This is a genomic window from Paenibacillus xylanivorans, assembly GCF_001280595.1.
GTDB lineage: Bacteria > Bacillota > Bacilli > Paenibacillales > Paenibacillaceae > Paenibacillus > Paenibacillus xylanivorans.
Genome location: NZ_LITU01000070.1, coordinates 114,024 through 140,670 on the forward strand (window position 1 = coordinate 114,024; position 26,647 = coordinate 140,670).

Annotated in this window: 30 protein-coding genes; 21 read left to right on the forward strand and 9 right to left on the reverse strand. The window is 47.0% G+C overall.

Annotated elements, in window-relative coordinates:
- The 5 genes from AMS66_RS20385 to AMS66_RS20405 form a co-directional block, all read left to right on the forward strand.
- A partial coding sequence (locus tag AMS66_RS20385; protein WP_236703545.1) for an extracellular solute-binding protein occupies nucleotides 1–994 on the forward strand: 994 nt, incomplete at its 5' end.
- Between the two features lie 87 nt (nucleotides 995–1,081).
- Nucleotides 1,082–1,849: an HAD family hydrolase gene (locus AMS66_RS20390; RefSeq protein WP_053782534.1), complete on the forward strand. Its 768-nt coding sequence runs from the start codon at nucleotides 1,082–1,084 to the stop codon at nucleotides 1,847–1,849.
- Nucleotides 1,846–2,181, forward strand: coding sequence for a DMT family transporter (locus AMS66_RS20395; protein WP_053782535.1), 336 nt, complete (start codon nucleotides 1,846–1,848; stop codon nucleotides 2,179–2,181). Before AMS66_RS20390 ends, AMS66_RS20395 begins: the two co-directional genes overlap by 4 nt.
- On the forward strand, nucleotides 2,181–3,191 hold the full coding sequence (locus AMS66_RS20400; RefSeq protein WP_053782536.1) for a metallophosphoesterase family protein: 1,011 nt from the start codon (nucleotides 2,181–2,183) through the stop codon (nucleotides 3,189–3,191). Before AMS66_RS20395 ends, AMS66_RS20400 begins: the two co-directional genes overlap by 1 nt.
- Nucleotides 3,192–3,536: 345 nt before the next feature.
- The gene (locus AMS66_RS20405; protein WP_053782537.1) at nucleotides 3,537–4,997 is read left to right on the forward strand and encodes a carboxylesterase/lipase family protein; all 1,461 of its coding nucleotides are present in this window, start codon (nucleotides 3,537–3,539) and stop codon (nucleotides 4,995–4,997) included.
- A 173-nt stretch (nucleotides 4,998–5,170) separates the two neighbouring features.
- Here the strand turns inward: AMS66_RS20405 and AMS66_RS20410 are convergent, their stop codons facing one another.
- Nucleotides 5,171–6,325: a VanZ family protein gene (locus tag AMS66_RS20410; protein WP_053782538.1), complete on the reverse strand. Its 1,155-nt coding sequence runs from the start codon at nucleotides 6,323–6,325 to the stop codon at nucleotides 5,171–5,173.
- A gap of 261 nt (nucleotides 6,326–6,586) precedes the next feature.
- Here AMS66_RS20410 and AMS66_RS20415 point away from each other — a divergent pair, with 261 nt between their 5' ends.
- The 5 genes from AMS66_RS20415 to AMS66_RS20435 all read left to right on the forward strand — a co-directional run bounded on the left by AMS66_RS20415 (nucleotide 6,587) and on the right by AMS66_RS20435 (nucleotide 10,170).
- Nucleotides 6,587–6,928 (forward strand): zinc ribbon domain-containing protein YjdM, encoded by a 342-nt coding sequence (locus AMS66_RS20415; protein ID WP_053782539.1) that lies wholly within the window; start codon nucleotides 6,587–6,589, stop codon nucleotides 6,926–6,928.
- Nucleotides 6,929–7,113: 185 nt separating this feature from the next.
- Nucleotides 7,114–7,389 (forward strand): type II toxin-antitoxin system Phd/YefM family antitoxin, encoded by a 276-nt coding sequence (locus AMS66_RS20420; protein ID WP_053782540.1) that lies wholly within the window; start codon nucleotides 7,114–7,116, stop codon nucleotides 7,387–7,389.
- A complete protein-coding gene (locus AMS66_RS20425) occupies nucleotides 7,370–7,696 on the forward strand; it encodes a type II toxin-antitoxin system RelE/ParE family toxin (RefSeq protein WP_053782541.1) in 327 nt (108 codons plus the stop codon). Before AMS66_RS20420 ends, AMS66_RS20425 begins: the two co-directional genes overlap by 20 nt.
- A gap of 434 nt (nucleotides 7,697–8,130) precedes the next feature.
- Nucleotides 8,131–8,943 (forward strand): class I SAM-dependent methyltransferase, encoded by an 813-nt coding sequence (locus AMS66_RS20430; RefSeq protein WP_053782542.1) that lies wholly within the window; start codon nucleotides 8,131–8,133, stop codon nucleotides 8,941–8,943.
- A 174-nt stretch (nucleotides 8,944–9,117) separates the two neighbouring features.
- Nucleotides 9,118–10,170 (forward strand): LLM class flavin-dependent oxidoreductase, encoded by a 1,053-nt coding sequence (locus AMS66_RS20435; protein ID WP_053782543.1) that lies wholly within the window; start codon nucleotides 9,118–9,120, stop codon nucleotides 10,168–10,170.
- A gap of 125 nt (nucleotides 10,171–10,295) precedes the next feature.
- Here AMS66_RS20435 and AMS66_RS20440 read toward each other — a convergent pair whose 3' ends face one another.
- On the reverse strand, nucleotides 10,296–10,952 hold the full coding sequence (locus AMS66_RS20440) for a TetR/AcrR family transcriptional regulator (RefSeq protein ID WP_053782544.1): 657 nt from the start codon (nucleotides 10,950–10,952) through the stop codon (nucleotides 10,296–10,298).
- A 193-nt stretch (nucleotides 10,953–11,145) separates the two neighbouring features.
- Between AMS66_RS20440 and AMS66_RS20445 the strand changes: the two genes are divergently transcribed.
- Nucleotides 11,146–11,961, forward strand: coding sequence for an SDR family NAD(P)-dependent oxidoreductase (locus AMS66_RS20445; RefSeq protein ID WP_053782545.1), 816 nt, complete (start codon nucleotides 11,146–11,148; stop codon nucleotides 11,959–11,961).
- Nucleotides 11,962–12,010: 49 nt separating this feature from the next.
- Here AMS66_RS20445 and AMS66_RS20450 read toward each other — a convergent pair whose 3' ends face one another.
- From AMS66_RS20450 to AMS66_RS20455, 4 genes are all read right to left on the reverse strand, one after another.
- Entirely contained in the window at nucleotides 12,011–12,307 is a 297-nt protein-coding gene (locus tag AMS66_RS20450; protein WP_053782546.1) for a hypothetical protein, read from the reverse strand.
- Between the two features lie 62 nt (nucleotides 12,308–12,369).
- Nucleotides 12,370–12,465, reverse strand: a complete 96-nt coding sequence (locus tag AMS66_RS34765; RefSeq protein ID WP_407944563.1) for a hypothetical protein — start codon at nucleotides 12,463–12,465, stop codon at nucleotides 12,370–12,372.
- A complete protein-coding gene (locus AMS66_RS34020; RefSeq protein WP_144424554.1) occupies nucleotides 12,431–12,610 on the reverse strand; it encodes a hypothetical protein in 180 nt (59 codons plus the stop codon). The genes AMS66_RS34765 and AMS66_RS34020 overlap by 35 nt, the downstream gene beginning before the upstream one ends.
- A gap of 109 nt (nucleotides 12,611–12,719) precedes the next feature.
- Nucleotides 12,720–13,184, reverse strand: coding sequence for a DUF4385 domain-containing protein (locus tag AMS66_RS20455; protein ID WP_053782547.1), 465 nt, complete (start codon nucleotides 13,182–13,184; stop codon nucleotides 12,720–12,722).
- A gap of 116 nt (nucleotides 13,185–13,300) precedes the next feature.
- On the opposite strand from AMS66_RS20455, the gene AMS66_RS20460 reads away from it, so the two are divergent.
- The 4 genes from AMS66_RS20460 (at nucleotide 13,301) to AMS66_RS20470 (ending at nucleotide 16,878) form a co-directional block, all read left to right on the forward strand.
- Entirely contained in the window at nucleotides 13,301–13,768 is a 468-nt protein-coding gene (locus tag AMS66_RS20460) for a YfbM family protein (protein WP_053782548.1), read from the forward strand.
- 98 nt (nucleotides 13,769–13,866) lie between these two features.
- Nucleotides 13,867–13,998, forward strand: a complete 132-nt coding sequence (locus AMS66_RS34425; protein ID WP_269084567.1) for a hypothetical protein — start codon at nucleotides 13,867–13,869, stop codon at nucleotides 13,996–13,998.
- Between the two features lie 210 nt (nucleotides 13,999–14,208).
- Nucleotides 14,209–15,714: a copper amine oxidase N-terminal domain-containing protein gene (locus AMS66_RS20465; RefSeq protein ID WP_236703546.1), complete on the forward strand. Its 1,506-nt coding sequence runs from the start codon at nucleotides 14,209–14,211 to the stop codon at nucleotides 15,712–15,714.
- A 243-nt stretch (nucleotides 15,715–15,957) separates the two neighbouring features.
- Nucleotides 15,958–16,878, forward strand: coding sequence for a GNAT family N-acetyltransferase (locus tag AMS66_RS20470; RefSeq protein ID WP_053782550.1), 921 nt, complete (start codon nucleotides 15,958–15,960; stop codon nucleotides 16,876–16,878).
- A 127-nt stretch (nucleotides 16,879–17,005) separates the two neighbouring features.
- Here AMS66_RS20470 and AMS66_RS20475 read toward each other — a convergent pair whose 3' ends face one another.
- The 3 genes from AMS66_RS20475 to pdxR are packed head-to-tail and all read right to left on the reverse strand — an operon-like array spanning nucleotide 17,006 to nucleotide 19,893.
- Complete coding sequence (locus AMS66_RS20475; RefSeq protein ID WP_236703547.1) at nucleotides 17,006–17,464, reverse strand: GNAT family N-acetyltransferase; 459 nt, start codon at nucleotides 17,462–17,464, stop codon at nucleotides 17,006–17,008.
- On the reverse strand, nucleotides 17,461–18,381 hold the full coding sequence (locus AMS66_RS20480; RefSeq protein ID WP_053782551.1) for a D-alanine--D-alanine ligase: 921 nt from the start codon (nucleotides 18,379–18,381) through the stop codon (nucleotides 17,461–17,463). The genes AMS66_RS20475 and AMS66_RS20480 overlap by 4 nt, the downstream gene beginning before the upstream one ends.
- 60 nt (nucleotides 18,382–18,441) lie before the next feature.
- The gene (gene pdxR, locus AMS66_RS20485; protein ID WP_053782552.1) at nucleotides 18,442–19,893 is read right to left on the reverse strand and encodes a MocR-like pyridoxine biosynthesis transcription factor PdxR; all 1,452 of its coding nucleotides are present in this window, start codon (nucleotides 19,891–19,893) and stop codon (nucleotides 18,442–18,444) included.
- 671 nt (nucleotides 19,894–20,564) lie between these two features.
- On the opposite strand from pdxR, the gene AMS66_RS20490 reads away from it, so the two are divergent.
- The 6 genes from AMS66_RS20490 to AMS66_RS20515 all read left to right on the forward strand — a co-directional run bounded on the left by AMS66_RS20490 (nucleotide 20,565) and on the right by AMS66_RS20515 (nucleotide 26,631).
- Nucleotides 20,565–20,921 (forward strand): nucleotide excision repair endonuclease, encoded by a 357-nt coding sequence (locus tag AMS66_RS20490; protein ID WP_053782553.1) that lies wholly within the window; start codon nucleotides 20,565–20,567, stop codon nucleotides 20,919–20,921.
- 264 nt (nucleotides 20,922–21,185) lie between these two features.
- On the forward strand, nucleotides 21,186–21,935 hold the full coding sequence (locus tag AMS66_RS20495; RefSeq protein ID WP_053782554.1) for a Bax inhibitor-1/YccA family protein: 750 nt from the start codon (nucleotides 21,186–21,188) through the stop codon (nucleotides 21,933–21,935).
- A gap of 270 nt (nucleotides 21,936–22,205) precedes the next feature.
- On the forward strand, nucleotides 22,206–23,423 hold the full coding sequence (locus tag AMS66_RS20500; RefSeq protein WP_053782555.1) for an AraC family transcriptional regulator: 1,218 nt from the start codon (nucleotides 22,206–22,208) through the stop codon (nucleotides 23,421–23,423).
- A 49-nt stretch (nucleotides 23,424–23,472) separates the two neighbouring features.
- On the forward strand, nucleotides 23,473–24,519 hold the full coding sequence (locus AMS66_RS20505; RefSeq protein WP_053782556.1) for an ABC transporter substrate-binding protein: 1,047 nt from the start codon (nucleotides 23,473–23,475) through the stop codon (nucleotides 24,517–24,519).
- A gap of 298 nt (nucleotides 24,520–24,817) precedes the next feature.
- Nucleotides 24,818–25,678: an alpha/beta hydrolase gene (locus tag AMS66_RS20510; protein WP_053782557.1), complete on the forward strand. Its 861-nt coding sequence runs from the start codon at nucleotides 24,818–24,820 to the stop codon at nucleotides 25,676–25,678.
- A 167-nt stretch (nucleotides 25,679–25,845) separates the two neighbouring features.
- Nucleotides 25,846–26,631: a 2,3-dihydro-2,3-dihydroxybenzoate dehydrogenase gene (locus AMS66_RS20515; RefSeq protein WP_053782558.1), complete on the forward strand. Its 786-nt coding sequence runs from the start codon at nucleotides 25,846–25,848 to the stop codon at nucleotides 26,629–26,631.
- Nucleotides 26,632–26,647 lie beyond the last annotated feature (16 nt).

The window sequence follows — 26,647 nt, forward strand, 5'->3', positions numbered from 1 at the left end:
CGACTGGGCGCGCAAAGGGTACTATGCACCCCTCGATGAGCTGATCGCTGGTGATCAGAGCTTTATCAAGGAAGATTACGTGCAGACCTTCCTTGAGCAGGGAAAAGTAGACGGCAAGCAGTATTTCTTGCCAATGTACGGAACAACTCAGATCATGTATTACCGTATGGATGCGCTGAAAGAGAATAATATTGATCCTGCCACTCTGACGACGTGGGAGGCACTTGCTGAAGCGGCAGCGAAGATGAGCAAGCAGGAGAATGGCAAGACAACCTTCTATGGTTGGGAGCCGATGTGGGGTAGCGATAACATGATCGACGCCGTGCTTGGTAAAGGCGGAAAGATCCTGAGTGATGACGGTAAGACTGTTACGATTGATTCACCGGAATGGGTAGAGACATGGGAACTGTTCCGCAAGTGGATTAATGAAGACAAGACCATGGGTATTCATTTTGGCGGCCAAGGCTGGGAGTACTGGTACAAAACAATTGATGATGTCATGAAAAATAAAGCAGCTGGGTACACCGGTTCGAGCGGTGACCAGGGCGATCTGGACTTTAGTATTGTCGCAGCGATGCAACAGCCTGGTTGGGAAGGCGTCGGTGAAGGCAAACCTGTAGCGAGCGCAATTATGGCAGGCATCCCTGCTGAAGCGAGCCCGGAACAGCAACAGGCAGCCTATAAGTGGCTCACATATTTCTCGGAAACAGCCAATACAGCAGCTTGGTCCATGAACACCGGTTACATTGCGGTTCGCCAATCTGCTCAGGAAGATCCTGCATTCAAAACATTCAGTGAAGAGAATCCTCAGATCATGGTTCCGCTTCAGCAGGCTTCTCATGCGTCGGCTCCATTCCAGGATCCGACTGGAGGCAAAATCAATGATGCGCTGAAGGATGCAGCAGATCAGGTACAGATTAATAACATTCCAGCGGCACAAGCGCTGAAAGATGCCAAAGGAAAGGCCCAAAAAGAATTGGATCGCGTGAAATAAAAAGTGAAACAAGTTTAACTTGGAGGAGCGGTGCAGTGATGTACCGCTTTTCTGACATAGTAATTCAGCAGACAAGGAGCGTAACCGATGCCCGAATTAACGCTGGGGAGCCTATCTACCCCAATTGAGGCTATTTTGTTTGACAAGGATGGGACTTTGCTTGATTTTACAGCCATGTGGGGCTTCTGGACAGATCGTGTGATGGAGAACTTTCGGGAGGAGCTTGCTGCCCGTGGCCTTCAGTTCAATGCCGCAGAGATCCCTCATATCTGGGGGACATTCCATGATGAGCAGGGACGAATGAACGGCTATGATGTGCGGGGACCCCTCGCCATGGGAACGATGGAGGAAGTCTACGCCGTATTAACTTGGCATGGCTATCGTGCAGGATTAAGCTGGGCGGAAGCGAAAATTATTGTGAGGGAATGTTTGCTACAGGCAGAATATGCGATGAATAAGGAACGCCCTGCTCAGCCCCTCCCCGGCGTCCTTGCCTTTCTTGAACAGTGTCGCAACAAGGGGCTGAAAATGGGTGTCGTCACGGCGGATGAGACTGAAAATGCCCTGAGTCATCTAAAGTGGATGGGCATTGAATCCTTTTTCTCCGTAGTTGTAGGAACAGATCAGGTTGGAAGGGGAAAACCATTTCCTGACATGTTGTTGCTGGCGTGTGAGCGTCTGGGTGTACCTACTGCAAGAGTTGTCGTGATCGGCGATACGGATGGAGATATGGAGATGGCTCGTGCTGCGGGGGCTGCCTGGAAGATTGCTGTCGGTGACCCTGCTCATATCAAGCTCTCGGATCTTACGGTTCGTTCGTTTCATGAATTGCTGGAAGTCGAGGTAACCCGATGACGAATCATTCGTATACCGGATGGATATTGCTTGCGCTGGCGATTGGATTGGAACTGAGCGGTACGATTCTGATGAGGGTGTCGGATGGTTTTACCCGATTATGGCCGTCTCTTTTTATGTTTCTTTGTTACGGAGCGAGCTTTACGCTGTTGAATTTTGCTGTGAAGTATATGCCACTGGGTGTTGCTTATGCAATCTGGTCAGGCGTAGGCATCACGTTAATTGGAATCGTGGGGCATTACTTTTTGGGAGAACGTTTGAAGGCGATGTCTATCGTCTGGATGGGATTTATTCTGATTGGCATTATTGGACTGAAATGGAGTGATTCCTGATGGAAAATGAAAATAAACGTGAACAACCACTAGTCAGTTTCCAGGTGATTACAGACACACATGTACGGGATCAGGCGGGCCATATCCATAACCTTCATTTGCAGAAAGCGCTGGAAGACATTGCAACATATAGCCGAGGCAGCAGCGGAATCATGCATGTGGGCGATGTTACCGATCGTGGCCTTCCACAAGAATACCAGGAGTTGCAGCGTATATTGGAGGCTCAAGGCAATTCACTGCCTCAAATACGTTACACCGTAGGCAATCATGATATTGGAGCCATTCTATGGGGAGACCCGCCGTTGAACCTAACCACAATGACTCAGCATGAGGTGGGTGAGGTGCTAGGGCATTCAGAGGAAGTGGACCAAAGAGATGCTCAAGATATCGAGAAAACGCAGGAATCTGTTTCAATTGAGGAGTTATGGCAGAAGCGGTTAAACGATTTTACAGCAATCACAGGTATGAGCGGATCGTACCACGACCACTGGATCAACGGTTATCATTATATCTTCTTGGGTACGGAGCAGCCTCATCCGAAGGATTGTGATATGTCTATTGAACAACTGCAATGGCTGGAAGCGAAGCTATCCGAGCAGGCCGCTGCAGACCAACCAATTTTCATCTTTCTCCATCAACCACTAATGGATACAGTGGCGGGTTCCATGAAGGAACAGGGCTGGTATGGCGTGAATCAGGACGAAGCACTAAAGGCTGTTCTGAGTCGTTATCAGCAGGCAATTCTCTTCTCCGGGCACACCCATTGGCAATTGGAGGCTCAGTGCACCATGTACGAAGGTGGCGGGCAGATGCCAACGATGTTTAATGCCTCCTCCGTAGCTTATCTCTGGACAGATGAGGATGAGCATTTGGATGGAAGTGAGAGTTTACATGTAGATGTGTACCGTGACCGCGTTGTTGTTAAGGGTCGTGATCATGTGACGGGCAGCTGGATTGAAGGTGCCGAATATACGGTTCAATATCCGGTAAAAGTAAACGGCAGTAATTGATCATATATCAGGCAAATTGATGAGGATGTGCAGGACAGGAATAGTAGACTTCGCTCGTTAATTGAAGCGAAGTCTTTATTATTGCTGTAAAAGTTCCACGTGAAACGTAGCAGTGGCGGTTAAATTTGGACAAACTTGTAAATGTGTCTCGCAGAGATCTATACTCAAATAAGTGGAAACGTACCTGCCAGTTCGTATGAAAGGGCGTTGAAGCGATGCAAGGTATTCTACGTTCTGAATAAACACATAGCCAGGGTTTCATGTCAGCCAAAAGTTACATTCGGATCTGAGCAACACCAGTCGTAAGCTGGAACTATCGATCAGTAGAGAGGATGTATATGACGCATGAGAGAACTTCAAGTGAACACACGATACGGTACGATTCAAGGAGAGCTTCTGCATGGAGCGAGCGTATGGAAAGGTATCCCTTATGCCAAGCCCCCAGTGGGTGAATTGCGCTTCCAGGCTCCCGTTCCACCTGAGACTTGGGATGGAGTCAGAGAGACGAAGCAATTCGGCCCTGAAAATATACAGCCAAGAAATCCTCAAACTGAAGGCATATCCGGACAGCCTCCGGTGGAATCGGAAGATAGTCTTTACCTGAATATCTGGGCACCTGAAAAAGAAAGCAAGGATTCACTTCCCGTGATGGTATGGATTCATGGTGGATCATTCGTTTCAGGCGCTGGCAGCCAGCCCATGTATGATGGAACACAACTCGTCCTCCGGGGAGACGTTATCGTTGTGACGATCAATTACCGCCTGGGACCACTTGGGTTCCTGCATATGGCTCCGCTTGGCGAGGGTTTTGCATCCAATGTGGGTTTATTGGATCAAATCGCTGCACTGCAATGGGTACAGGACAACATCGGGAGCTTTGGCGGAGATCCCGCTAATATCACTGTTTTCGGGGAATCTGCCGGTAGCATGAGTATTGCGGCTTTGATGGCAATGCCATCGGCCAAAGGGTTGTTCCATCGCGCCATTATGCAAAGTGGAGCTTCACAAGTCGTGCCAGCAGAGCAGGCTTCAGCCATTCGTGATGGCATGTTGAAGGTTCTGGGTGTAGCACCAGACGACCTTCATAAACTCAAAACCATTCCAGTGGAGCAAATCATTGCTGCTGGCGAGGCGGTCAAACAACAAAGCGGTGCAGGCATGGCCCTGTTGTTCCAGCCCGTACTGGATGGAGTTACCCTTCCGAAGGTACCACTTCAAGCGATAGAAGAGGGTTCGGCACAGGATATCCCTGTACTTATCGGAACCACTTTACATGAAGGATCGTTGTTCATTCAGCCTCATGTGCCTTACTCTGAAGAGATCAACATGGTGAAGGCTGTTGATTTTATGACACCTGATCTGGAGAATCGTGCTGCAATTGCGGACAGTTATCCCAAAACTGCAGATGGTCAAGCCCAAGTGATGACCGATCTGTTCTTCTGGCGCTCAGCAGTGCAATATGCGGCTTCGCAGCAAAAGCATGCACCTGTATGGATGTATCGGTTCGATTGGGTCATGCCGGAGCATCCACTGTTGCAAAAATCAATTCATAGCATTGATATTTTCTTTGCTTTTAATACATTGCCTGTGCTGAAATTTATGAATGCGGAACCGGATGCTTCAGCAGTAGAACTGGCGGGTAAGGTGCAGGATGCCTGGGTTTCATTCGCCAAGCAGGGCAAGCCTGAGACGGCGGGAGTAAATTGGCCTGCCTACGAAGACAATCGCGCTACGCTGATTTTCAATCATGAAGTGCAGTTGGTCCATGATCCGGAAGCTTCTAAACGTGAGCTGCTAGGGATATAGTATAATCCCATCTAAACCTCGTTATTCACCAATAAAAGGTGTAGCTCGTCATTGGATGACGAAGCTACACCTTTTTTTATGGATGGATTGAATCTGCTAACTTTAATGGCGAACCGCTATGGTACTATTTTTCACCTTTACCTGCTGTGCTGCGAGTTGAGTGAGTCCAGAATCTATTTTCGAGATGCTCTTGTATTGGATACATCATCACAATAGAAGGCTCGTTTTCCGCGTGAGAACAGTACCAGCATGACATGAACGAACAATACCAAGAGAATAAGTCCATGCAGACCAAAGATTCCGACAGAGATCCATACCTTATAAGGTTCGAGCATCGCGTTTTCGTTCAGAAAGGCATAATCCGTTATGAGTTGAGCAAAGGTGACAAATAGCCAAGGAACGTAAAGTGCCAGTAACCTTTTGAACAGGGATGTGCTGGAAGGATCGCCCGTCTTCCGGTTAACATATCTGAATCGCATCAGAGCTGACCCCGGAGTTTTGCCTACTCGCAGTGATGGGATAAAGAAAAATACAAACAGCATGACGATCATCGTATTTAGCGTACTGGTGATGGCGTTCGTATTACTCCAATTGAAGATCGACATCAGATTGGACAAGAACACGACGACTACACCGTCAATGATAAGCGCGAGCAATTGAGGCACAGGGTAGACCTTGTTTTGTTCCAGGATCTGCTCGCTCTTGGCCTGAATGCTTGCACGAGACGGGAATAAGGCAAGCATTATGGGTGCTGCGAAAAATCCGAGTAACGTTCCTGAAGTGTTCAGTAGGAGGTCATCCACGTCAAACAGCCGATACGGGCAATCATAATAACCGTAGAAGCCGGTGATCTGGGTAACCTCAAAGAACAGGGACAGACCGAATCCGCATAACAGTGCCTGTTTCCAGTACGATCTCTTTTGCCAAAAATACCGGATGTACACGCCAAGTGGCATGAGAAGCATTACGTTGAACAGAACCTGCAGAAAAGCTCTGCCCTGAATCATTCCAATATAGCTGGCAGGTTGAGACCAGACGATCGGTGTCTCTTTCATAATATCTTTTACAAAAGTGAATGGAACAAGGTTGTAATATACGGTATCCGCTGCCTGCTGCGCACATGTATTACGAGTGGTCGGGAAAGGAAGAATAACCAGACAATATGCAGCCAGTAGGTAGAAAATGAATGAAAAGCTGACGCCAAATCGCGACCAGCTAAAAAATCCATCTTTCCGATATCCGTAGATCAACCAAGGAACCAGCAGAAACATGGCGATGATAACAAAAATCAGGAATGCCGTTTGGACAGGAAAAACATAGGGTGACATGAGCAGAAACTCCTTTTATCGGAAATGTATATGTGTATGTGTACAATTCGTGTGAGACATGACTTTGAATCGTATTATTTTCGTTGTGATATTCCAGAATTTTTCTTCTTGAACTTCAGTATAAGGAGCCTTCCTTAAACCAGGGGGCGGGTAATCTTAAATTTAGTTTAAAATCATTGACCTCTTCCTCATGTGGAACAATGGACTGTATTCCCGTATACTTGCGAGAAAGCCACAAAATGAATGGAGAGTTTAATACATATGTCTAATTTGCCTAACTGCCCCAAATGTAATTCCGAATATACTTACGAGGACGGTAATTTGTTGGTGTGTCCAGAGTGCGCGCATGAATGGGCGCCAGTGTCTGAACAAGAGAATACGGAAGAAACGAAAGTAGTACGCGATTCGAATGGTAATGTCCTGAATGATGGAGATACCGTTACGGTCATTAAGGATCTGAAGGTGAAAGGCAGCTCGCTGGTAGTTAAGCAGGGCACCAAAGTCAAAAACATCCGTCTGATTGACGGTGACCATGACATCGACTGCAAAATCGACAGCCTGGGCGCGATGAAGCTGAAGTCCGAGTTTGTGAAAAAAATCTAGCCAGTTTCCTTAGGCAGCATTGGATTGCCATGTTAGTTGGCTTTTCTTAACCCATAAAGAACGTTCATTTCTGCAATGCTGTGGAAGTGAAGGTTCTTTTTTGTTGTGTGGAGAAAGAAGCAAGATGAATAAAGTAGTACTATAATGTTATAATTAAGTGATTATAAAGATATTGGAGGGAAGTTATGCAGATCAAACCATCAACTACAATACGCAAGGACTATAACGGGTTCTCTAAATATTGTCATGAGCTGGATGAGCCCGTGATACTTACCCGCAATGGAGAAGCTGATTTAGTCGTGATGAGCCATGAAGCGTTCCGGAGAATGGAAGCCAGAAACGCGTTGCAATCCAAATTACTCGTCGCAGAGAAACAGGTGGCTGAAGGTGAAGAGTTGCCCAGTCACGAGCAAGTGATGACACGATTACGGAGAAAATTGGATGCTTCCAAAAAAGAGTAGCATCCGATATACTCCTGCTGCTGTTGATGATCTGGACGAAATTTTCTCTTATATATCTAAGGATAACGTGGAACGGGCAGAGAAAATGCTTAATAAACTGGATGGAAAAATAAGAAACATTGCCGATTTTCCTAATATAGGCTCTGTTTTGTCAGAGGACGATTATCACCTGATCCAGAGAGGATACCGTTTTATCGTCGTTTCTCCCTATCTGGTTTTCTACCGCATTGTTGGAGAGGATATTATCATTTATCGCATCTTGCATGGGCGGAGAGATTACCTTCGGGATTTATTTGAAATGAATTGACAGGAAATATTTAGAAGTACTATACTGAATAAAATTTAATAGTCAAACGCAATGACCAGGAGTATTAAGGTACACGGTTTGGTCCAGAGAACTGTCGATTTGGTGCAAGGCAGTCCAACCTTTCCCCAACTCACCTGTGAGCAGCAGGATCGAATCGTAGTTACGTAAGTAGCATCATTATTCAGCGCACGAAGGGCTGGATGTTAAAAATGATGCTATATCCCTGAGTTCGTGTAGATTCTGACGGTTAACCTCCGTCATCAGGTCCTGAGATGCTATGGCAGGATAGGTTGGAGAATGTTGTTTCCAATCCTGTTCATGGATCAAGAAGAGTGGTACCGCGAAGGTCAGACCTGTCGCCTCTTAGTTGAGGTGGCAGGTTATTTTGTTTTTATATATGACCTTTAATGTTGAGAAAAGGCAGGTGCAGAATCATGGAAAGATCGCGTGTGATTGACTATTATTCCAGATTTGACGAGTGGGGAAGGTTGGACCGGGAACCGCTGGAGTTCATCATCAACATGCATTACATCCGAGAGTCACTCCCAGCGACCGGACTTGTGCTGGACAATGGAGCAGGACCCGGCAAATATGCGATGGAGCTTGCCAAACTCGGATACCGTGTCACGCTGTCAGACCTGACCCCTGGATCTGTGGATATAGCTCAGCAGAAGGCAAAGGAATTGAATCTAACACAGCAGTTTGACGGATTTCACGTATTGGATGCGACCCATCTGAACGGTATTGCAGATGAGACGTATGATGCCTCTCTGATGCTGGGACCGTTATATCATTTGCAGTTAGAAGAAGAACGAGTCGCTACGGTACGGGAGCTGCATCGAGTTACCAAGCGTGGAGGAATCGTGTTTGTAGCGATGCAGAGCCGAACGCGAATGGGCATTACTTCTTTGCAATTCCCGCAGCAATGGAAACCACATGACCACATGGAAGCCATCCGGTCTTTTGTGGAAAAGGGGACATTCGATCATTCGGATCAAGGGCGGTTTACGGGAGCGTACTATTTCAACATTCAGGATATTAACCCATTTATGGAGCAGCACGGATTTGAGACGGTAGACCTGATTGGATCGTCCAGTCTGAGAGCTATGCTCACAGACGAGCAACAGCAATATTGGAAAGAACGCGGGGAAAATGATGAGTTAATCCAGTACATGATTGAGGCGGCCAAAGACCCGTCGATATTGGGAATCTCGTCTCATCTGCTGTACATTGGGAGAAAGAAATAATCATGAAATCATTGGATGTTGAGAAGAATATGTCACGAAAGTGCCCTCTGGAAAACAGGGGGCACTTGTATTTTTCATCAAAATAGTTCAATATTAAGATAAATAACAAAAGGTGATCTACTTACAATAGGTTAGACGAACGACGGATCGCTTCATAACAGGGAGGAACAGACAATGGAAATCGGAATCAGTACATTTGTGGAGACGAACCCAGATGTAAAAACAGGAGAACTTATAAGTCATGCGCAGCGTATTCGCGACGTCGTTGAAGAGATTGTTTTGGCAGATCAGGTGGGGCTGGATGTATATGGCGTGGGAGAACATCATCGTGCCGACTATGCCGCTTCATCACCAGCGGTCATTCTGGCCGCCGCAGCTTCACAGACCAAACGCATTCGCCTAACCAGCGCTGTAACGGTGCTATCTTCGGCTGACCCGGTAAGGGTATTTCAGGATTTTGCAACATTGGACGGCATTTCAAATGGACGTGCGGAGATTATGGCAGGACGGGGTTTGTTTATTGAATCCTTCCCTTTGTTCGGATACGATCTGAACGACTACGATGAACTATTCGACGAGAAATTGGATTTGTTACTCAAACTACGCGATTCTGAAAAGGTAACTTGGGAAGGCAAACACCGCCCTTCCTTTAATAATCTGGGCATTTACCCGCGTCCGGTACAGGAAAAACTTCCGGTATGGATCGGCAGTGGCGGTAACCAGGAATCGGTTGTCCGCGCAGGTCTGCTTGGATTACCGCTGGTACTCGCCATTATTGGTGGTCGCCCCGTTCAATTCGCACCATTGGTGGAGTTATACAAAAAAGCAGCCGCACATGCAGGGCACGATGCTTCCAAACTGACTGTGGCTTCCCATTCTCACGGGTTCATTGCGGATACAACCGATGAAGCGGTAGAGAAATTCTTCCCGCCAGCTCAGGCTACAATGAATATGTTGGGTCGGGAACGTGGCTGGGGACACTATAGCCGTGCAACCTTTGACGCGGCACGCAGTCTGGAGGGCGCACTGTATGTGGGTGATGTGGATACCGTTGCTCAAAAGATTATCTATCTGCGCAAAGAAGTCGGTATCACACGCTTCATGTTACACACTCCCCTCGGCACGATGCCGCATGAAGAAGTGATGAGAGCGATCGAGCTACTCGGCAAAGAAGTCGCTCCAATCGTGCGCAAGGAAATTGCACGTTGGGAAGCCGAGAATCAGTAAACATGTTAAATCGGCTGAAATCCGATACAGAAGATAGATTAAACCAAGAAAAGGAGCATGCCAGGTATATTACGCCTAGGCATGCTCCTTTTTCGTTTGTTTTATAAGACTAGGTTCAATGCTTATCAATTCGCAGATACTCCAACAAGGGAGAGAATAACCATGGACAACGTATGATCATATAGCCTTTTGGCGGCTTCTTCACTCTCAATATGGCCTCCCAGATACAGATGGATGACACCATGCAGAGGGGCCCAGATCATGCGGACTGCAAGCAGGAGATCGTTCTCCTGAAGCTTTCCCTGCTCAATTGCGGCCGCAACCAGGGCCGTGATTTGTTTGAGAGCAGTCGCCGTTCCTTGCAGACTCTCTGCATCTGGTTTGAATTCTGCAAATGAACCGCCAAACATTAGCTGATAGAAGCTGGATTGTGAGATCCCGAAATCCCAGTAGGCATAAGCGAGGTCACGAAAATATGTCTCGAATGATGCTTGCTGAGGCACGGATTCAAACGATTGGGACAGGAGGGCGCACCCCTCCATATATAGGTATTTGGCTAACCCTTCTTTTTTGCCGAAGAGATTATATATGATTTTGGTGGAGCACTCCATTCGTTCTGCCACACGCCGAACCGTGACGGCTTCGGGACCGTGCTCTTGCAGCAAAGACGCGGCGGCATGCACAATATTTTGGCGCAGGTTTTCGGAGTGCTGGAGTCTGGCTTCCTGAAAGGTAGTGACCGTGTGAGCGGATTCTTTGGAACCCGGATTGTGATCTTTCATCTATCTCATCCTCATACATCCATATTGTTGTTAAACGGAAACCATGTTTCTTATCGTCATTCTACTGTTTTACGCTGGAAATCGTCAAATGATCAAAAGAAGTTGACAGGAAGAAGGCAAGGGGTTACGATGATTTCATTAGGAAACAGTGTTTCCGATAAAAAACGAGTGTTCAAAAAAGGATGGATGAGATATGAAACAGGTTCAGAATCAATGGGTACTCATTACAGGTGCTTCTTCAGGAATTGGAAAGACTTTTGCATTGGAAATGGCTTCAAAAGGCAAACATATCGTCTTGGTGGCTCGATCGGAGTCCAAATTGCGTCAACTGGCAGAACAGATTGAGCGAACCTATCAAGTGAAGACGGAAGTGATTGTAGCGGATCTATCCCAAGCAGATGCACCACAACACGTTTATGAGGAATGTATGAATCGGGGCATACAGGTCAATGTATTAATTAACAATGCAGGATTTGCTACGCATGGAATGTTTGAGCAGGTCGATGGTGCACGGCAGCAGGAAGAGATTATGCTGAATGTGCTCGCAGTTATGAACATGACCCATCTTTTCCTGCCAGGTATGCTGCAAAAACGGAACGGAACCATCATTAACGTCTCTTCAACAGCTGCATTTCAGCCTGATCCGTACATGGCTGTGTATGGGGCCACAAAATCATTCGTCCTTTCATTTACAGAGGCGTTGTATGAAGAGAACCGGAAACGGGGCGTGCAGTTTCTGGCGCTATGCCCAGGATCAACCGAAACTTCGTTTTTTGATGTAGTAGGAGCCGAAGAGGCCTCGGTAGGCAAACGGGATACACCTGAGCATGTTGTGGAAGTGGCGATGAAGGCGTTGGAGTCAGGCAAGCCTTATGCTGTGCCAGGTGCCTCCAATTACTGGACGGCCCAGTTCGCCCGCCTTATGCCGCGCAGACAAATGCTGCGCATCGTAGGGGGCATGCTTCGACCTCGTTCGAAGAGTGGTAAACCGCAAAAGGCACAGGCTTAACCGTACCAGACGGAAAGACGCTGCCAGAGAGAATCCTCACTGGCAGCGTCTATATCTGAACAATCTTCAATACTCCATAAGCCACACTGCATCCCGCAGCCCCTAAAGCAATCACCTGCGATCTCAGTCCCAACCCTCCGAAGTCAAACACGTTGGGCAGCAGCCAGTACAGGCTGAGGACCGTCCAAATCAGCTGCAATACTCCTGCGAGCAACATCTGTCTTCCCGAATGTTCACCTGTTGAAAATCCCAACATGCCAGGAAAGGACATATCACCAATCATCCTGAGGTTCCAGAAGGACAACAGGAAGTAAATGAGCACACCACTCATCGTACCCATAATCATCAGGGTTTCTTTGGATCAATTCATCTCGTAAGAATCCATTCTAACTCTCACTCCATCAGTATCTAATCCTGTACTTCGCCAGTCACCTGGTTTCCGCTCTTAATCAGAGTGTAGCGAATGACCTCACCACTCCAGAAATGAAAAGTCCCCGTCGACATAGCTCTGTAACGGACCAAAAGCCGTCGTTTCATGTTGTCTGGCAAGTTCAGACTTGGCTGCAGATGTAGGCAAAGGAAGCAGAATAAACAGACATAATATGATGCAAACAAGCGTCAGGACGAATTGGCGGCTAGGTGGGTTCATGAGGGCTCCTTTAGATGGATATACATCGTTAATCTCGTGTGTGAAGCTTGATGTATTGCATTATATCAAAATGAACATCTGCATGAATCAAGTATTTTCACTCATGTCCCTACGCGTTCTCCGACTCGTACTTCTCCCGATGCTCCTGCTTCATTTTCACATAATCCGGGTCCGTTTTGGCGATCTCCCATTGGGCTTTGAAAATGGCTGCCGCCTCAGCCTTCATCTCATCATTCTGATAAGGCAAGACGGAGCCGTCCTCCTTCGAATATTTGCGTCCACCTTTGTGATTCGTATAACGCCTTGCCCGCGTATAGCCCATTTGCAGAAATTTGCGCGCCATATCCATACCGACAAAGTCACCATTTTTCTTATACTCCAAAAATAGTTCATAAATCTTCTGCGAGGATTCTGTCGCAATTTCAGGTGTTTTGAACCGCCAGTGCGGTAAAATTTCACTTTTGTAGGGTTCAACCATTAACACCCCTTGCTCTCCCCGGCCAACGGTATACAGTTCAGGTTGCTTGCGCAGATCAAGCTCATCGTAATTGAGGCTGTAATCAAACTTTTTCATGGAATCCGTTCCTCCTTGAAAGATATTGTTCCTTTTCACCTCTTTACCCCGATTCTTGTACAACAAGCACGGTTAATGGGAAAGAAGAGAAGTATATACATAGGAGGGATACAGGTATGGGCATGTCCGGCAGATATCTTGTTGTCACCAATGAATTGATTGAATCCATTAAGTCAGGTGAAGTCAGTGTGCATGATTGTTCGGTGGAGCTGGATATCGATAAAATGTGGCAGATGGTACAGTTTACATTGACTGGTGAAATGGTATACGGGGAGTTTCCCTTGGGATATGTGGTCCCTATGGCAGGTGAACAATATATAGGCAATTATTCAGACATGGATCTGTTTCTCCTGAACAATGAACAGGTACTTGAGGCGTACATGGCGTTAGAACAATTGACACCTGAGGAGTTGAAGAAACGGTTTAGTCTGGAGAAAATGGTTGCTGAGGGCGTGTATCCTGTCATGGATGATTGGGACGCAGAAGAGACATTCCAGGAAATCGTTCAGACACTGGATGATATTCAGGCTTTATATCAGGCAACTGCTGCCAGCGGGAACGGGATTGTCTTTTATATTTTCTAAGCTCCCACCTTCGTCTGTTTAATTTCCTATCATTACGGTTATTGATAGAAACAAGGCACAGATTGTGCCTAAATCCGGTAGAAGAGAGGGAATGCGATATGACACAGGAACAGAATGAAGAGAACAAAGCCATTCAGGACGACGAACCGGATCAATTTGAAACCCCTGCACGTACCGATGGTAAAGAATCGGATGAAGACACTAAGGCAGAGGATTCGGAAAAAGAATAAACTCAACGTTTTATGACTCGACTTGGCATATTGTTATAGAAGCCAATTACACCAACTGTTTAAATATACGTCATACACGAGGTCGGACATTGTTCGGCCTTTTTTGGTATTTATTTATCGATCCGGTTTACAACAATTACCTATAACCCTCATAATAGGAGTGAACCACATTTTTCCTAAGGAGGAGATCGTATCAAAAATCACAAGCTATTGAAGTGGATTGCCGTACCACTCGTTTTGATGATGGTTGCGCTTACGGGATGTCAGGCCGTAGGTGGCGTAGATATTGGCAAAGCCGTTGTCAACAGTACAACCGTCAAGTCCGGTGAATCCAGACAGTCCATGCATATAAAAATTGAACCTACAGCAAACCTCGTCGAAGAGGATGCGCTTCAAATGATTGAACTCATTAATTCTGTTTCATTGGATATTGAAGATGCCAAAGTCAAGGACTCCAGCACGGCGTCTATCAAAGGTACACTGAGTATGCAAGGAAAGAAATTGCCTTTCCATCTGTCGATGGATAAATCGGAAATGGTTATTGATGTGGACGGAGCGCAAAAGCCTCTATACATATCTTTGGAGGATGACACACTTCCTATGCTAGATACGAAAGCGCTGGAGAAGCAGATCGAGGAGCTTTCCCCGAAATTGCTGACCTTTGCGCTGAAGCATTTGTCCAATCCGAAAAATATTTCGGTAACCCCTGTACAGGAATCGGTTAACGGTGAATCGCTGAGCCTCTCCAAGCTGCATGTGGAGATCAGTGGGGAAGAGCTTCTTGCCATGGTGAAACCATTTCTGACCAGTGTTGCTCAGGATGAGCAAGGACTCAAGGATCTGATTGGAGATCTGTATGATGTGTTCTATCCTATCTTGGTTACGATCAACACGGTTGATAATGGCGACGGCAGTGCCCTGCCTTCTACTATTAGTGAATCACGGGATGCTGAGGTTGCTTCATTGTACGAAATGATTAAGGGTGGTCTTGATGAGATTCTCGCCAATTACGACAAGGAACTCAACAGCTTGTTGACCGAAACGCCTGAACTGAAGACGGTGTTCGGAACAGAGACCAAGCTCCAATTGGACTTTTATCTGGACAGCGCACTGAATATTCGTAAACAGAACTATGATTTCAAAGTAGCGTTGCCTGCTTCGGAGGATCTGCCGATCAAATCGGTATCCGTATACGGTGACAGCGAACTGTGGAATATTGGTGGACCAGTGACTGTGGATGCCGTGGACAAAACGGGTGGCGTCATTGATCTGATGCAGGGAGACATCACGCCAGGTCAGATGTTGCGCAATTTTGATTCCAATTCACTTGTGTATCAATTGTTGAAAGATGAAGCAGGCATTACGCATAAAAATGTCATGCTGTATCCGGACGACGAATCCTATGGCGCAATCACCGTTAAAAATACAACCTTTGTTCCTCTTCGCTACCTGTCCGAGGAATTGGATGCTGAAGTAAAATGGACCAAAGGATCGGATAAAATCGTCGTCATTGACGATATCACCGGTAATGAGATTGTCCTGACTGTAGGTTCCAAGAAGGCAACCGTTGCAGGCAAGGAAGTAACGATGGCCGAATCCGCCTATGTAGGCAAAAACGGTAAAACCTACGTCCCGCTGCGCTTTATGGCAGAATCTCTTGGGGCATCTGTAGATAAGGAAAAAGAAACAGGCTGGATTTTCATCGACCGGCCATAAGTAAGATTTGTATGTAAACCGTAAGTTGAGAGGGGATTTCAGAGTATGCCAGATTTCTCGTAATGTTCATGAAAGAACACCGAAAAATTCCGTTAGACCATTAACGGGATACGTGTGTCCTTTTTGACCCATTACGAGGAGCTTCGGCGTTTCTGAAATGATGAAACGAATCGAGGAGTGCCTCTAATTGGAGGTGCTCCTCTTTGTCGTGTCATCCCAAATAAATTCCCAGAGGTGTTACATATGAAAACTCAATTAAACATCCAATTACGGCGTGCTCAGCAAAAAGACGCGCTTTTGCTGGCAGGGATATGCACCCGTGCCTTCGATCATGCGATTCAAGTCTGGGCTAACGGAGTGGAAGATCTGGACAGCAACATTTGTCCACCAGGCTATTCTTCTGTTCGCATGCATAGTTACATGATCCGCGAATGGGACTATTACGTTATAGAATGGGATGGTTGCGCCATTGGTGGAGTCAGTGTGAATGTGTTGGGGAGTAAGCATGCGAGGCTGGATAAAATCTTTATTGACCCCGTCTGTCATGGTCGGGGCATAGGATCACAGGTCATCCGGCTTATTGAGGCCGAATTCTCGGAGATAGGGATATGGAAGCTGGAGACCTCGGGAAGACAGCGGAATAATCAACATTTTTATGAGAAAATGGGTTATGTCTGTCTCTATGCGTCTGAAGATGAATTTGTATATGAGAAAACCATAACAACAGAGCCTATAATCCAGCTCCCATCCGAGGAATTATCCAACGTTAAGGGGGAGTCGGTTAATGAATTTTACCAGGCTAATCTGGATTCAGTTCGCTTCAGTACCAGCAATCTTCAGAATATTCGGATAACCGATTGCAACCTGAGTGGGGGCAAATTCACCAATCTGAATATGACTCACATAGTACTGGCCGATTTACGTTTGACGAATAGTAAGGTTGAATTCTGTGCTTTGGACGGTGTTCATTTTCAGGATACACATCTCGGCCCAGACAGAGAACCCATGCATTGGGAACATTGTGACCTCCAAGGCAGTCGTTTCAATAAATGCGATCTTTCTGGCGTACAGTTGGAACAGTGCGAGGTAGCAGGGATGAAAATCAATGGAGTGGCTATAGAAGAGTTGCTTGCTGCTTATGAGTCCATGAAAGCCAAAAGCTGAAGTTGAATGTGCTTGTAGAGTAATATGAAAAGCCCGTTTCCCGCCTTTGTGCTGGAAATGGGCTTTATTGTTGTTACCTTGTAAGAATGGTAAATTCAACTCGAAATCCGTCATGATATCGGCAGAGTCAGTTATGCTGCAAAGCCTGAGGCTTTTTGCTAAACCCGGTACTTCCCGCGGTAAAGCCCATCTGTTGGTAGAATTCATGCGCGGCTTCACGATCCGGGCGATTGCCGCTGTTCAGGGAGATGGAGTCCACACCGTGAGTGGCTGCCCACTGTTCCGCTGCCTCAATGAGCTGACGGCCTATGCCGGAGCTTCTGAACTGGTCATGCACGATAAGAGCCATGATGCGGCAGTGTCTTCCGTTTTTTTCATATAGATAAGATGTCTGTAATCCAATTAATCCAACGACACGGCCACGGACTTCGGCAACCAACGTTGCAAAGTTTGAATCCGCAGCGATGTGCGAATAACGCTCCTTCATCTCGGCATACGTGGTGGGGTAACCGAGTTGATCCATAAGAATGACCATATCCTGCAGATCTTCAGTGGAACTGTTACGAATTGTTACATTTAGACTCATGATCGTGTCGCCTCCTTTTGGCGTTCTTTTAATGAGAGATCAATGATGGAATCCAGCAAATTGGCAAAGGAAATACCCGCTGCGGCTGCACTTTTGGGCAGCAGGCTGTTTCGGGTAAGCCCCGGCAGCGTATTCACCTCAAGTACATAGGGCATGCCGTCCCGAATCATCATGTCCACACGGGCATAGACACTGCATTTTAGCACCCGGTAACAGGTGAGTGCGGCAGCTTCTACACGTTTATGCAAATCCGCAGGCAAATGGACGACCTGCTCCTCAGCGCCACCGTCATTATATTTGGAAGTATAGTCGAAAAACTCGGCATTTGAATGAATGGAGACTACGGGAAGCATCCGACCATCCAAAACGGCGCAGGTAATCTCCTCGCCCTCAATATATTGTTCAATCATGACGACTTCGTCCCAGACGAGTGCCGCTTCTACAGCCGCATGTAGAGCCGAGGGTTCCTGCACCACTTGCGTACCGATGCTGGAACCGCCTGAATTGGGCTTTACCACAACGGGATAGGTTAATTGCTGCACCGTGGCTGACGATAATTCATCCAAACTGCTCACCTGAAGCCACTCGCCGGTAGGTACACCCGCATGCTGGATGAGTCGTTTGGACATATCTTTGTCCATGCATACACTGCTCGCGAGTACACCGCAGCCTGTATACGGAACACCTAGCGACTCCAATGTGCCCTGAATTGTACCATCCTCGCCATATTTGCCGTGCAGAGCGAGCAGTGCCACATCCAATCCTGCGGCTTTCTCGATGAGATCACGTTTGCTGTTGATCTCCACCGGAATAACCTCATACTTCTGTCCATCCAGATGGTTGATCATCTCCTGTCCGGTGAGCAGGGAAACCTCCCGCTCCGAAGATGTGCCACCCATAATCACGCCAACTTTCATGTATAAGCCTCCTCATCGATTCTCTAAGCTGCATAAAGATCTATATTTTATGAAGTCGTGCTATTTCGTTTGAGCAACAGTCTCGCCAATGATGCGAATACCTTTGCGAATATTCTCATCGCTGACTCGGGAGAAGCCCAGACGCATCGTATGTTGCCCCTGCCCAGGTTCAAGATAAAAGGTATCGCCCGGCATGAAGGTAACGCCTTTTGCCTTGCAGGCAGCCAGTAGCTCCCTCGTCCGGTATTCCGGTGGGAATTGTACGAACAGGTGAAGTCCGCCTTCGCCGGAGACCCGGCACATCGGCAGATACTGCCGCAAGCAGCGGACGACCAGCTCATATTTCCGCTTGTATTCCGTGCGGGCTCGCTTCAAATATTTCTCGAAATTACCGTTGCTCAGATACTGATAGAGCAGGGACTGATCCAGCGTCGAGGTATGAATGCTGCGCGCCCGTTTCATGCTTTCCAGATAATTAATCAATGCCGCATCCGCAATGACCCAGCCTACGCGCAGACCTGGAAAAAGTACCTTCGAGAAGCTGCCCAGATACACGAGTCCGTTCCCTTTGCCTACACTGGCAATCAAGGGGGAGACGTGTGAGCCGGAATAACGCAATTCCTCGTTAAAGCCGTCTTCAATAATCGGCACCTGGTGCTGGTTCATCAATCGAATGATCTCTGCCCGTTTGGCAGGTGATGTGACGATCCCGGTTGGATTGTGATAAGAAGGCACGAGATAGGCTAGATCATATGGGTTTGCTGAAAGTTCCCGTTCCAGCTGCTTCAGGTCCAGACCATCTGGTTCCATATCCACACCGGTGAGGTGAAATTGATGGAGCCTCAGATTTTTGACAGCGGTATGATGTGTCGGGTTTTCACATAAGGCTCTACCGCTTTTTTTGCGCAATGCGCCCAATACCAGATCGAAGCCTTCCGTAAATCCATTGGTGATCAAAATATCCTTGCCGCTCAGGTCGACACCCTTATTTTCCATATAACGCAACAAATACTTCATAAGAGGCCTGTAGCCTTGCGCATATCCGTAATTCAGCAACACTTCCCCTTCAAGCGACATCCGGTCGAGGAAAGCTCTTTTTACGTTGTGCATGTCGAACAGCTTCTCATCCGGAGCGATGCTGGTAAATGAAATCTCACCGCGCTCCGAGCCGGAGCCATGCTTCATCAGATCATACTGCTCTGCCTGGATTGCGTAGTCGCTGACTCGTTCATTCCAGTCCAGCTGCCACCCGGATGTAGACTCAGGTGCATCAATGGTGGAACTAACGTAATTGCCTTTGCCTTTGACTGCATAGATTAGGCCCTCCTCCTCAAGTTCAGCATAGGCCAGCAGAATCGTGCTGCGACTCACTTTCATGAGTGTACTGAGTTCGCGGGTAGAAGGGAGCTTTTGTTTGGCTTGCAGGCCGCCTTTGAGCATTAATCGCTTCATATAATCTTTGACTTGTATATATACAGGGCGGTCCTCCGTCAATTGCAGATCGGAATACATCCCATCACTCCCTTATTTGCTATCTTGCCATATTATAACCCCAGCAGAAAGAACCACGATACCTCTGTTTCCCTGCGAGAGTGGTTGGTTGTTTGCGCAAACGTAAAAAAGCCCTGGCATCATGCCGGGCTGGGGTGAAACGTGATCCATCTTGTATAGTGCTGCTGCAATAACTTTCTAGGTAGCGTTGCTTGACTAGTCTCTCTAGGATCGATAGCTATCTGTCCTTCTACGTGTGTCTATTTAACTTTCGTACGGCTATAATTGCAGGCTTTCTTGGTGAATCGAAATCTATAAAATCTTCGTAAATCTAGGATCTTTCTACGTTTGCTTGCTGCAAGGGTCGAATAGATGATGAATCAAAAGTCTATAAGGCTAAGTTCTTGCTAACTGTACTCTTGTCGTGCGCGCGTAACAGAATTCAGTATGAAAAAGATGATCAATCATAGGGTACAATAGACGGAAGTAGATATAAAGACATATGTCTTAGTGCCCAAATTCTTCCTCATACCCCTATAGTACCACTTTGAATCAGGGAAGTTAACCTTTTTTTTGAAATATTTGTCGTAATAGTTGAAAAAAGCTTGAATCTTGCTTCTTATTAATGAAATGGTTTCCCTTTATAATATATGATAGGATGTAAACCTATAGATAATGAGGAAGTGAGCCTATTGATTAATATTACTGTGCCAACACCAGATGTCACCATCACGAAGCAGGCTGATCCACAGCTTAGCCACATTTTTGGATTCACCGATTTCCACCTGATTACTCGGGAAAAAGGCGGTATTTTCATGTTTTACAATGCCGCTGGTGAGTTGTTATTTGTCGGTAAAGCACGAAAATTAAGACCGCGCATCAAAAAACATTTTGAAGATACCGTATCACCAATGAAGGCACACCGCGAGGAAGTGACCACCATCGAAGTATGCGTTATTGAAGATCCGGTGGATCGCGAAATTTACGAGACCTATATCATCAACACGATGCGTGCGAAATACAATGTAGATAAAGTGTTGTACAAATAAGTATATCAGTGAAAGCCCAAGGGCGATAAGAATCGGAATTAAATGATGGAATGTACTGAATGAAGTGTAAAGCATACTTTGCAAAGTTTGGGACATATAGCCTACGCCTTGCGTCAACAGACAAGGATGTGATCTGCGGATTGCATCCCAAGTCTGCTTGGAAGTATTAAGAATTTTTTCAATATGTAGTTCGTAGAATTGGCAAATGTAGAACTTAGAGATGGTATTACAGGATAAACCAAATACATAGAAGAGGTGATTGTATTGATCGGTCGTAGCGGTAACCCCACACTCAAAGATAGTACGTTTGAAGACTCCAGAGGATATGGAGATGATCGGTATCAGAGTAGTATGACGATTAACGGCACGGTAAACAAGGCGTTTATTACGCTGGTAATCCTGCTGGGCAGTGCATTTGCAACCTGGATGATGTTTTTCAATGGGCAAGAAGTGCTTCCTCTTGCAATCGGAGGGGCTATTGCCGGATTCATTCTGGCACTGATTATTTCATTTAAACCTGTGGCCGCGCCTTACCTTGTGCCGATCTATGCAGTGGCAGAAGGGATGTTCCTGGGTGCACTCTCGGCCTCGTATGAGTATTTGTACAATGGCATTACGCTGCAGGCAGCTCTGCTGACCATGGCGGTCTTTATTGCCCTGCTGGTGGCATACAAGACAAGACTGATCAAAGCTACGGAGAATTTCAAGCTGGGGGTTGTGGCCGCAACCGGAGGAATCATGATCATGTATCTTCTCAGTTTCGTGCTTGGTTTGTTTGGAATTACCGTTCCCTATCTGCATGACAATAGTCTGATCGGAATCGGCATTTCTGTCGTCATCGTTATTGTGGCTGCGCTGAATCTGGTGCTTGATTTTGATTTTATTGAAAGTGGTGCCGACAACGGTGCTCCTAAATATATGGAGTGGTACGGTGCATTTGGATTAATGGTGACGCTGGTATGGCTGTATATTGAAATTATTCGTCTGCTCAGCAAGCTGCGGAGCCGGGACTAGTTCGCTTCAAACCTTTTCAAACCTAATCATGCAATTCGTCATCAAAAGCTAACTCGTGCCCAAAACACGCAGTTAGCTTTTTCGGTGTTTCATGGATAGTCTTAACATCGAACTGTGTACATTCTTCCATATATGGATTGACTGAATGGAAAAGAATGTGATATTTTAATTGATAATGATTATCATTTTCGTTAAGTTGATATGGTGCCAGCTTTATTGCACTGTACATTTCATATCAAACCGATCAAGCAGATCGAAAGGAGTGGCCTTATGTTACTGGAAAATGATTCGCAGACCTCTGCGCACTTGCCCGTTACCGGCCGCAGTCCCAAGACGGATCTTGCCAAGGTAAAAGTATATATGGACGAGCACTATGATGAACCATTGTCTATTGCGGATCTCGCCCACAAAGCCAATATCAGTGCGAAATATTTCGTGGATCTGTTCAAGAAAACCTATGGACAGAGTGCAATGGAATATTTGACCGATCTTCGCATCAATCGTGCCAAACGATATCTGAAAGAAACAGGGTACAAACTTCGCGAAATCGCGCTGCGAGTAGGCTATAGTGATGAGTATTATTTTAGCCGCAAATTTAAAAAAGAAGTGGGCGTATCTCCTTCGGATTATGCCAAAAATGCGAGGAAACGCATCGCCACCTGCTCCTCCAGCATCATTGGACAGCTATTGGCGCTTAATGTCATGCCTGTCGCTGCGCCGATTGATCCCAAATGGACCGCTTATTATTATAACGCGCACCGAACAGAGATTCAGTCACACTTGAGACTGACAGACCCGTATACCAGCTTGAGATTTGAAGCGAACGTGGAGCGATTGGTTCATATCCGTCCGGACGCTATTGTGGGTACCGACCAGATCGGTGAACAGGATCAGGCCAAGCTGGCTGAGATTGCACCTTGTTGTTTTGTACCGAAGTATCACTTGGATTGGCGTGCGCAGTTACGTATGATTGCTGCTTTTCTAGAGCGGGAAGAACAGGCAGAACAGTGGATTAGCGTATACAATCAACGAGTTGAGAAGGCGCGGAATTCCGTGCAGCAGAAAGTAGGCCGGGAGAAGGTCATCGTTGTCCGAGTGTATGGTCATCACCTTTATCTGTATCGAAATCCGGGTATTGAAGAGGTATTGTACAATAATGGTTTGCAACTGGAAACCTACCCGGATGTTCAGACTAATACACCGTTAACGTTGGAACAATTGGCTGCACTAAATCCAGATCGGATTCTTGTTATGGTGTGCCCTGAGGCCGCATCGCGGGCGTACTGGCTCAGTCTGCAGCATTCACCAGTATGGCGTCAGCTTAAGGCAGTAAGGCAATATCAGATCCATCTGATTACAGGTGATCCCTGGTTTGACTACTCCGCCGTAGGCGTGATGCGCATGCTGGATGAAGCGCTGCTGATTTTCACGGGATATTGTCCAAATGTATATCTGGATAACGTCCATGGTGATTCCCGGGCTACATGACATATAATCCATCTATCTAAATGAGAATGTTTATCAAGGGGGATAAGTCATGTTTAAACAGAAAAAAGGTAACGGACACCGTTCCGTTCGTCCATTTCGTAATGCCGGTTTCTCGGCCATGCTCGTACTGGTATTGATTACGGGTCTGCTGTCTGCCTGTGGCTCAAAATCAGAAAATGCGGGAGAAGCACAGAAAGAGCAGCCAACGACGGAGGCATCGACCACGGCATCATCTGAGACTGCTGTAACCGAAGGTACTACGGAAGAAACCAAAGGTGAGCGAACGGTAAAAGACGATCTGGGACACGATGTCATCGTTCCTGAGCATACAGAGCGTGTCTTTGCACCGTACCTGGAAGACTCCCTGTTGACACTGGGTGTCAAACCGGTAGCCCAATGGGCGAGTGGTACGCAAGGACATGTTTATCTTCAAGATCAACTGAGTGGGATACCTACACTCGATTTCTCCAGTGGGCTGCCTTCTCCAGAAGCGCTGATGGCGTACAATCCGGATTTCATTATTCTACACACGGCCCAATATGCCGAGAACGGTGTATATGAGAGTTATTCGAAAATTGCACCAACCTACGTATTTACGAATGCTTCGGGTGATGTAGAGAAATCTTTGCAGGTGATCGGTGATCTGCTGGGCAAAACGGCTGAGGCTGAAAAAGCCATCGAGACGTATCATGCGAAGGTAGATGACGCGAAAGCCAAGCTCGCAACAGTAACCGAGGGCAAGAAAGCAGCCATTATTCGTTTTGCTCCTCGGGGTATTAGTATGATGGGCGGTAATTACTTCAGCGGTTATGTAGTTTATCAGCAATTGGGACTTGGCAAGCCCGCACTGGTGCAAACGGAGAACAGCGCAACGGTATCGACCGAGGTATTGCCTGAGATCGATGCCGACTTTATTTTCACCGTGGAACAGGGTCCAGGGAGCATGAAGGAAATGACGGATACCAAAGTATGGAATAGCATGCCTGCAGTGAAAGCCGGACATGTGTACGCCGTGGAGCCAGCTCCGTGGCTGGGCGGCGGATTGATTGCTTACGGTCATGTCATTGACGACACGCTGAAGGCGTTAACGCAATAATCTAGAGATTCATTGATGTATCAATTATGAGAAGCAGAGCTCCCCACGGAGTACCAGAAACCGGACATATTCCAGTGTTTTAGGTGCTCCGTGAGGGAGTTTTTTTTATTTTGCGGGTAACCAACTCAGTTACAGAAATGTGGAAATATGGAGATAATCAAAATCATTTCTGGATATCGTCCATGGGACAGCCGGATCGACTCTCTTATAATTGGTAATGAGAATCAATCTCAAACATTTCATGTGTAGTTCAGTATTCAACTTATATACGCAGAACAACGAGGAGGAACCATCCGTAATGACGTTTCAGCCCAATCAACCCGTATCTGGCACCCTTGAACATATCGCACGCAGTACCGTACAGATTCCACGCGCCGAACAATGGACCATGAAATCACGCAACGGCAATCATGCCTATCAGATCATGGTATTCCAACCGGCAGAAGCGCCACCGCCATCAGGATATCCGGTGATCTATCTGCTGGATGCCAACTCGGTGTTTGGCACAATGGTGGAAGCCGTTCGTGTACAGGGCCGCAGACCGGAGAAGACCGGAGCGCTTCCGGCCATTGTTGTTGGCATCGGGTATCCAACGGCGGGCCCTTTTTCGCCGCACCGATATTATGACTTTACACCGCAGGCCACAACGGAATACACCCAGAATTCGGATGGAACCCCTTTACCGAAACAGGGTGGAGCGGATGAGTTCTTGCAATTTATTGAAGAAGTGCTGAAGCCGGATATGGAACAGCAGTTCAGGATCGATCGGAACAGACAGGCCATATTTGGACATTCTCTTGGTGGATTGTTCGTGCTGCATACGCTGTTCAAGAAACCGGAAGCTTTTCGTTATTACATTGCGGGTAGCCCTTCACTTCACTGGAATCAGAACGTCATGCAGGCGGAGGAAGAGGAATTTATCGCACGGCTGGAGCAACATCCTGTGAACGTCAAGGTGTGGATTGGCATGGGTGAACAGGAGAAGACGCATCCTGCGCGCAACAATGATAAGGCTTCAAGTCTTACAGAACGGTTATCCGCGCTGAAGCAGCCGGGTCTGGACATTAAATATACCGAGTTCGAAGAAGAGAACCATGTCTCGGTATTACCGTTTCTGATTAGTCGTACGATGCGTTTTGCCTGCAGCCCGGAGTCGTAGGAGGCAAGAGCCGACAGCATTTCTCAATCAGAGGTATGGGTATGGGAGATTGGCCGAAAGACAAGTGCACAAAAATGTTACGGATTTACGGATGGTCCAATCGGGGTCAGCAGGCTAACATATCTCTCCAAGAGGAGAGGGAGCAGTAATGCAAGGGAGGAACAGAATTGAGTTATACAGGAATTCATGGAAAAGTGGCCGTGGTCACCGGTGCTGCGCAAGGGATCGGTGAAGCCGTGGCGAGATTGCTTGCCGAGCAGGGGGCTATCGTTGCCGCTGTTGATATACGTGAAGAACAGTTGAACCAGTTGGTCACAGATCTGCGAAGTCAGGGTCATCAGGCAACAGCCTGTCCTGTTGATATATCCAATCATCAATCCGTCGAAGATGCAGTGCAGCGTATTGAGGAGACATTAGGTCCCATTGGCATTCTGGTGAATGCAGCGGGTGTACTGTACACGGGGGCAGTAAGTGAACTCCGTGATGAAGAATGGACAAGAACTTTTGACGTGAATACGCATGGTGTATTTTACATGTCACGTGCTGTGGTACGAAACATGGCCGAACGTCAATCGGGAGCGATTGTTACTGTAGGTTCTAATGCTTCAGGTGTGCCCCGGATGCACATGTCCGCCTACGTAGCCTCCAAAGCAGCTTCAACCATGTTCACCAAATGTCTGGCGCTTGAATACGCCTCAGACCATATCCGCTGTAATATTGTATCTCCAGGTTCCACGGATACCGATATGCAGCGTGCATTGTGGGCGGATGAACAGGGAGCACAGGCAGTTATCGCGGGTTCCCCGCAAGCATATCGTCTGGGCATACCGCTGAACAGACTGGCGTTGCCATCGGATATAGCGGATAGTGTGCTTTTTTTGGTATCGGATCAGGCTAGACATATTACGATGCATAACTTGTGTGTGGACGGAGGCGCCACGTTAGGTGCCTGAATCAAGATAAGGAGAT

Coding starts and splice junctions, on each gene's coding strand:
- AMS66_RS20390 (WP_053782534.1), top strand. CDS start 1,082: ATGCCCGAATTAACGCTGGGGAGCCTATCTACCCCAATTGAGGCTATT.
- AMS66_RS20395 (WP_053782535.1), top strand. CDS start 1,846: ATGACGAATCATTCGTATACCGGATGGATATTGCTTGCGCTGGCGATT.
- AMS66_RS20400 (WP_053782536.1), top strand. CDS start 2,181: ATGGAAAATGAAAATAAACGTGAACAACCACTAGTCAGTTTCCAGGTG.
- AMS66_RS20405 (WP_053782537.1), top strand. CDS start 3,537: ATGAGAGAACTTCAAGTGAACACACGATACGGTACGATTCAAGGAGAG.
- AMS66_RS20410 (WP_053782538.1), bottom strand. CDS start 6,325: ATGTCACCCTATGTTTTTCCTGTCCAAACGGCATTCCTGATTTTTGTT.
- AMS66_RS20415 (WP_053782539.1), top strand. CDS start 6,587: ATGTCTAATTTGCCTAACTGCCCCAAATGTAATTCCGAATATACTTAC.
- AMS66_RS20420 (WP_053782540.1), top strand. CDS start 7,114: ATGCAGATCAAACCATCAACTACAATACGCAAGGACTATAACGGGTTC.
- AMS66_RS20425 (WP_053782541.1), top strand. CDS start 7,370: ATGCTTCCAAAAAAGAGTAGCATCCGATATACTCCTGCTGCTGTTGAT.
- AMS66_RS20430 (WP_053782542.1), top strand. CDS start 8,131: ATGGAAAGATCGCGTGTGATTGACTATTATTCCAGATTTGACGAGTGG.
- AMS66_RS20435 (WP_053782543.1), top strand. CDS start 9,118: ATGGAAATCGGAATCAGTACATTTGTGGAGACGAACCCAGATGTAAAA.
- AMS66_RS20440 (WP_053782544.1), bottom strand. CDS start 10,952: ATGAAAGATCACAATCCGGGTTCCAAAGAATCCGCTCACACGGTCACT.
- AMS66_RS20445 (WP_053782545.1), top strand. CDS start 11,146: ATGAAACAGGTTCAGAATCAATGGGTACTCATTACAGGTGCTTCTTCA.
- AMS66_RS20450 (WP_053782546.1), bottom strand. CDS start 12,307: ATGATTATGGGTACGATGAGTGGTGTGCTCATTTACTTCCTGTTGTCC.
- AMS66_RS34765 (WP_407944563.1), bottom strand. CDS start 12,465: ATGTCGACGGGGACTTTTCATTTCTGGAGTGGTGAGGTCATTCGCTAC.
- AMS66_RS34020 (WP_144424554.1), bottom strand. CDS start 12,610: ATGAACCCACCTAGCCGCCAATTCGTCCTGACGCTTGTTTGCATCATA.
- AMS66_RS20455 (WP_053782547.1), bottom strand. CDS start 13,184: ATGAAAAAGTTTGATTACAGCCTCAATTACGATGAGCTTGATCTGCGC.
- AMS66_RS20460 (WP_053782548.1), top strand. CDS start 13,301: ATGGGCATGTCCGGCAGATATCTTGTTGTCACCAATGAATTGATTGAA.
- AMS66_RS34425 (WP_269084567.1), top strand. CDS start 13,867: ATGACACAGGAACAGAATGAAGAGAACAAAGCCATTCAGGACGACGAA.
- AMS66_RS20470 (WP_053782550.1), top strand. CDS start 15,958: ATGAAAACTCAATTAAACATCCAATTACGGCGTGCTCAGCAAAAAGAC.
- AMS66_RS20475 (WP_236703547.1), bottom strand. CDS start 17,464: ATGAGTCTAAATGTAACAATTCGTAACAGTTCCACTGAAGATCTGCAG.
- AMS66_RS20480 (WP_053782551.1), bottom strand. CDS start 18,381: ATGAAAGTTGGCGTGATTATGGGTGGCACATCTTCGGAGCGGGAGGTT.
- pdxR (WP_053782552.1), bottom strand. CDS start 19,893: ATGTATTCCGATCTGCAATTGACGGAGGACCGCCCTGTATATATACAA.
- AMS66_RS20500 (WP_053782555.1), top strand. CDS start 22,206: ATGTTACTGGAAAATGATTCGCAGACCTCTGCGCACTTGCCCGTTACC.
- AMS66_RS20505 (WP_053782556.1), top strand. CDS start 23,473: ATGTTTAAACAGAAAAAAGGTAACGGACACCGTTCCGTTCGTCCATTT.
- AMS66_RS20510 (WP_053782557.1), top strand. CDS start 24,818: ATGACGTTTCAGCCCAATCAACCCGTATCTGGCACCCTTGAACATATC.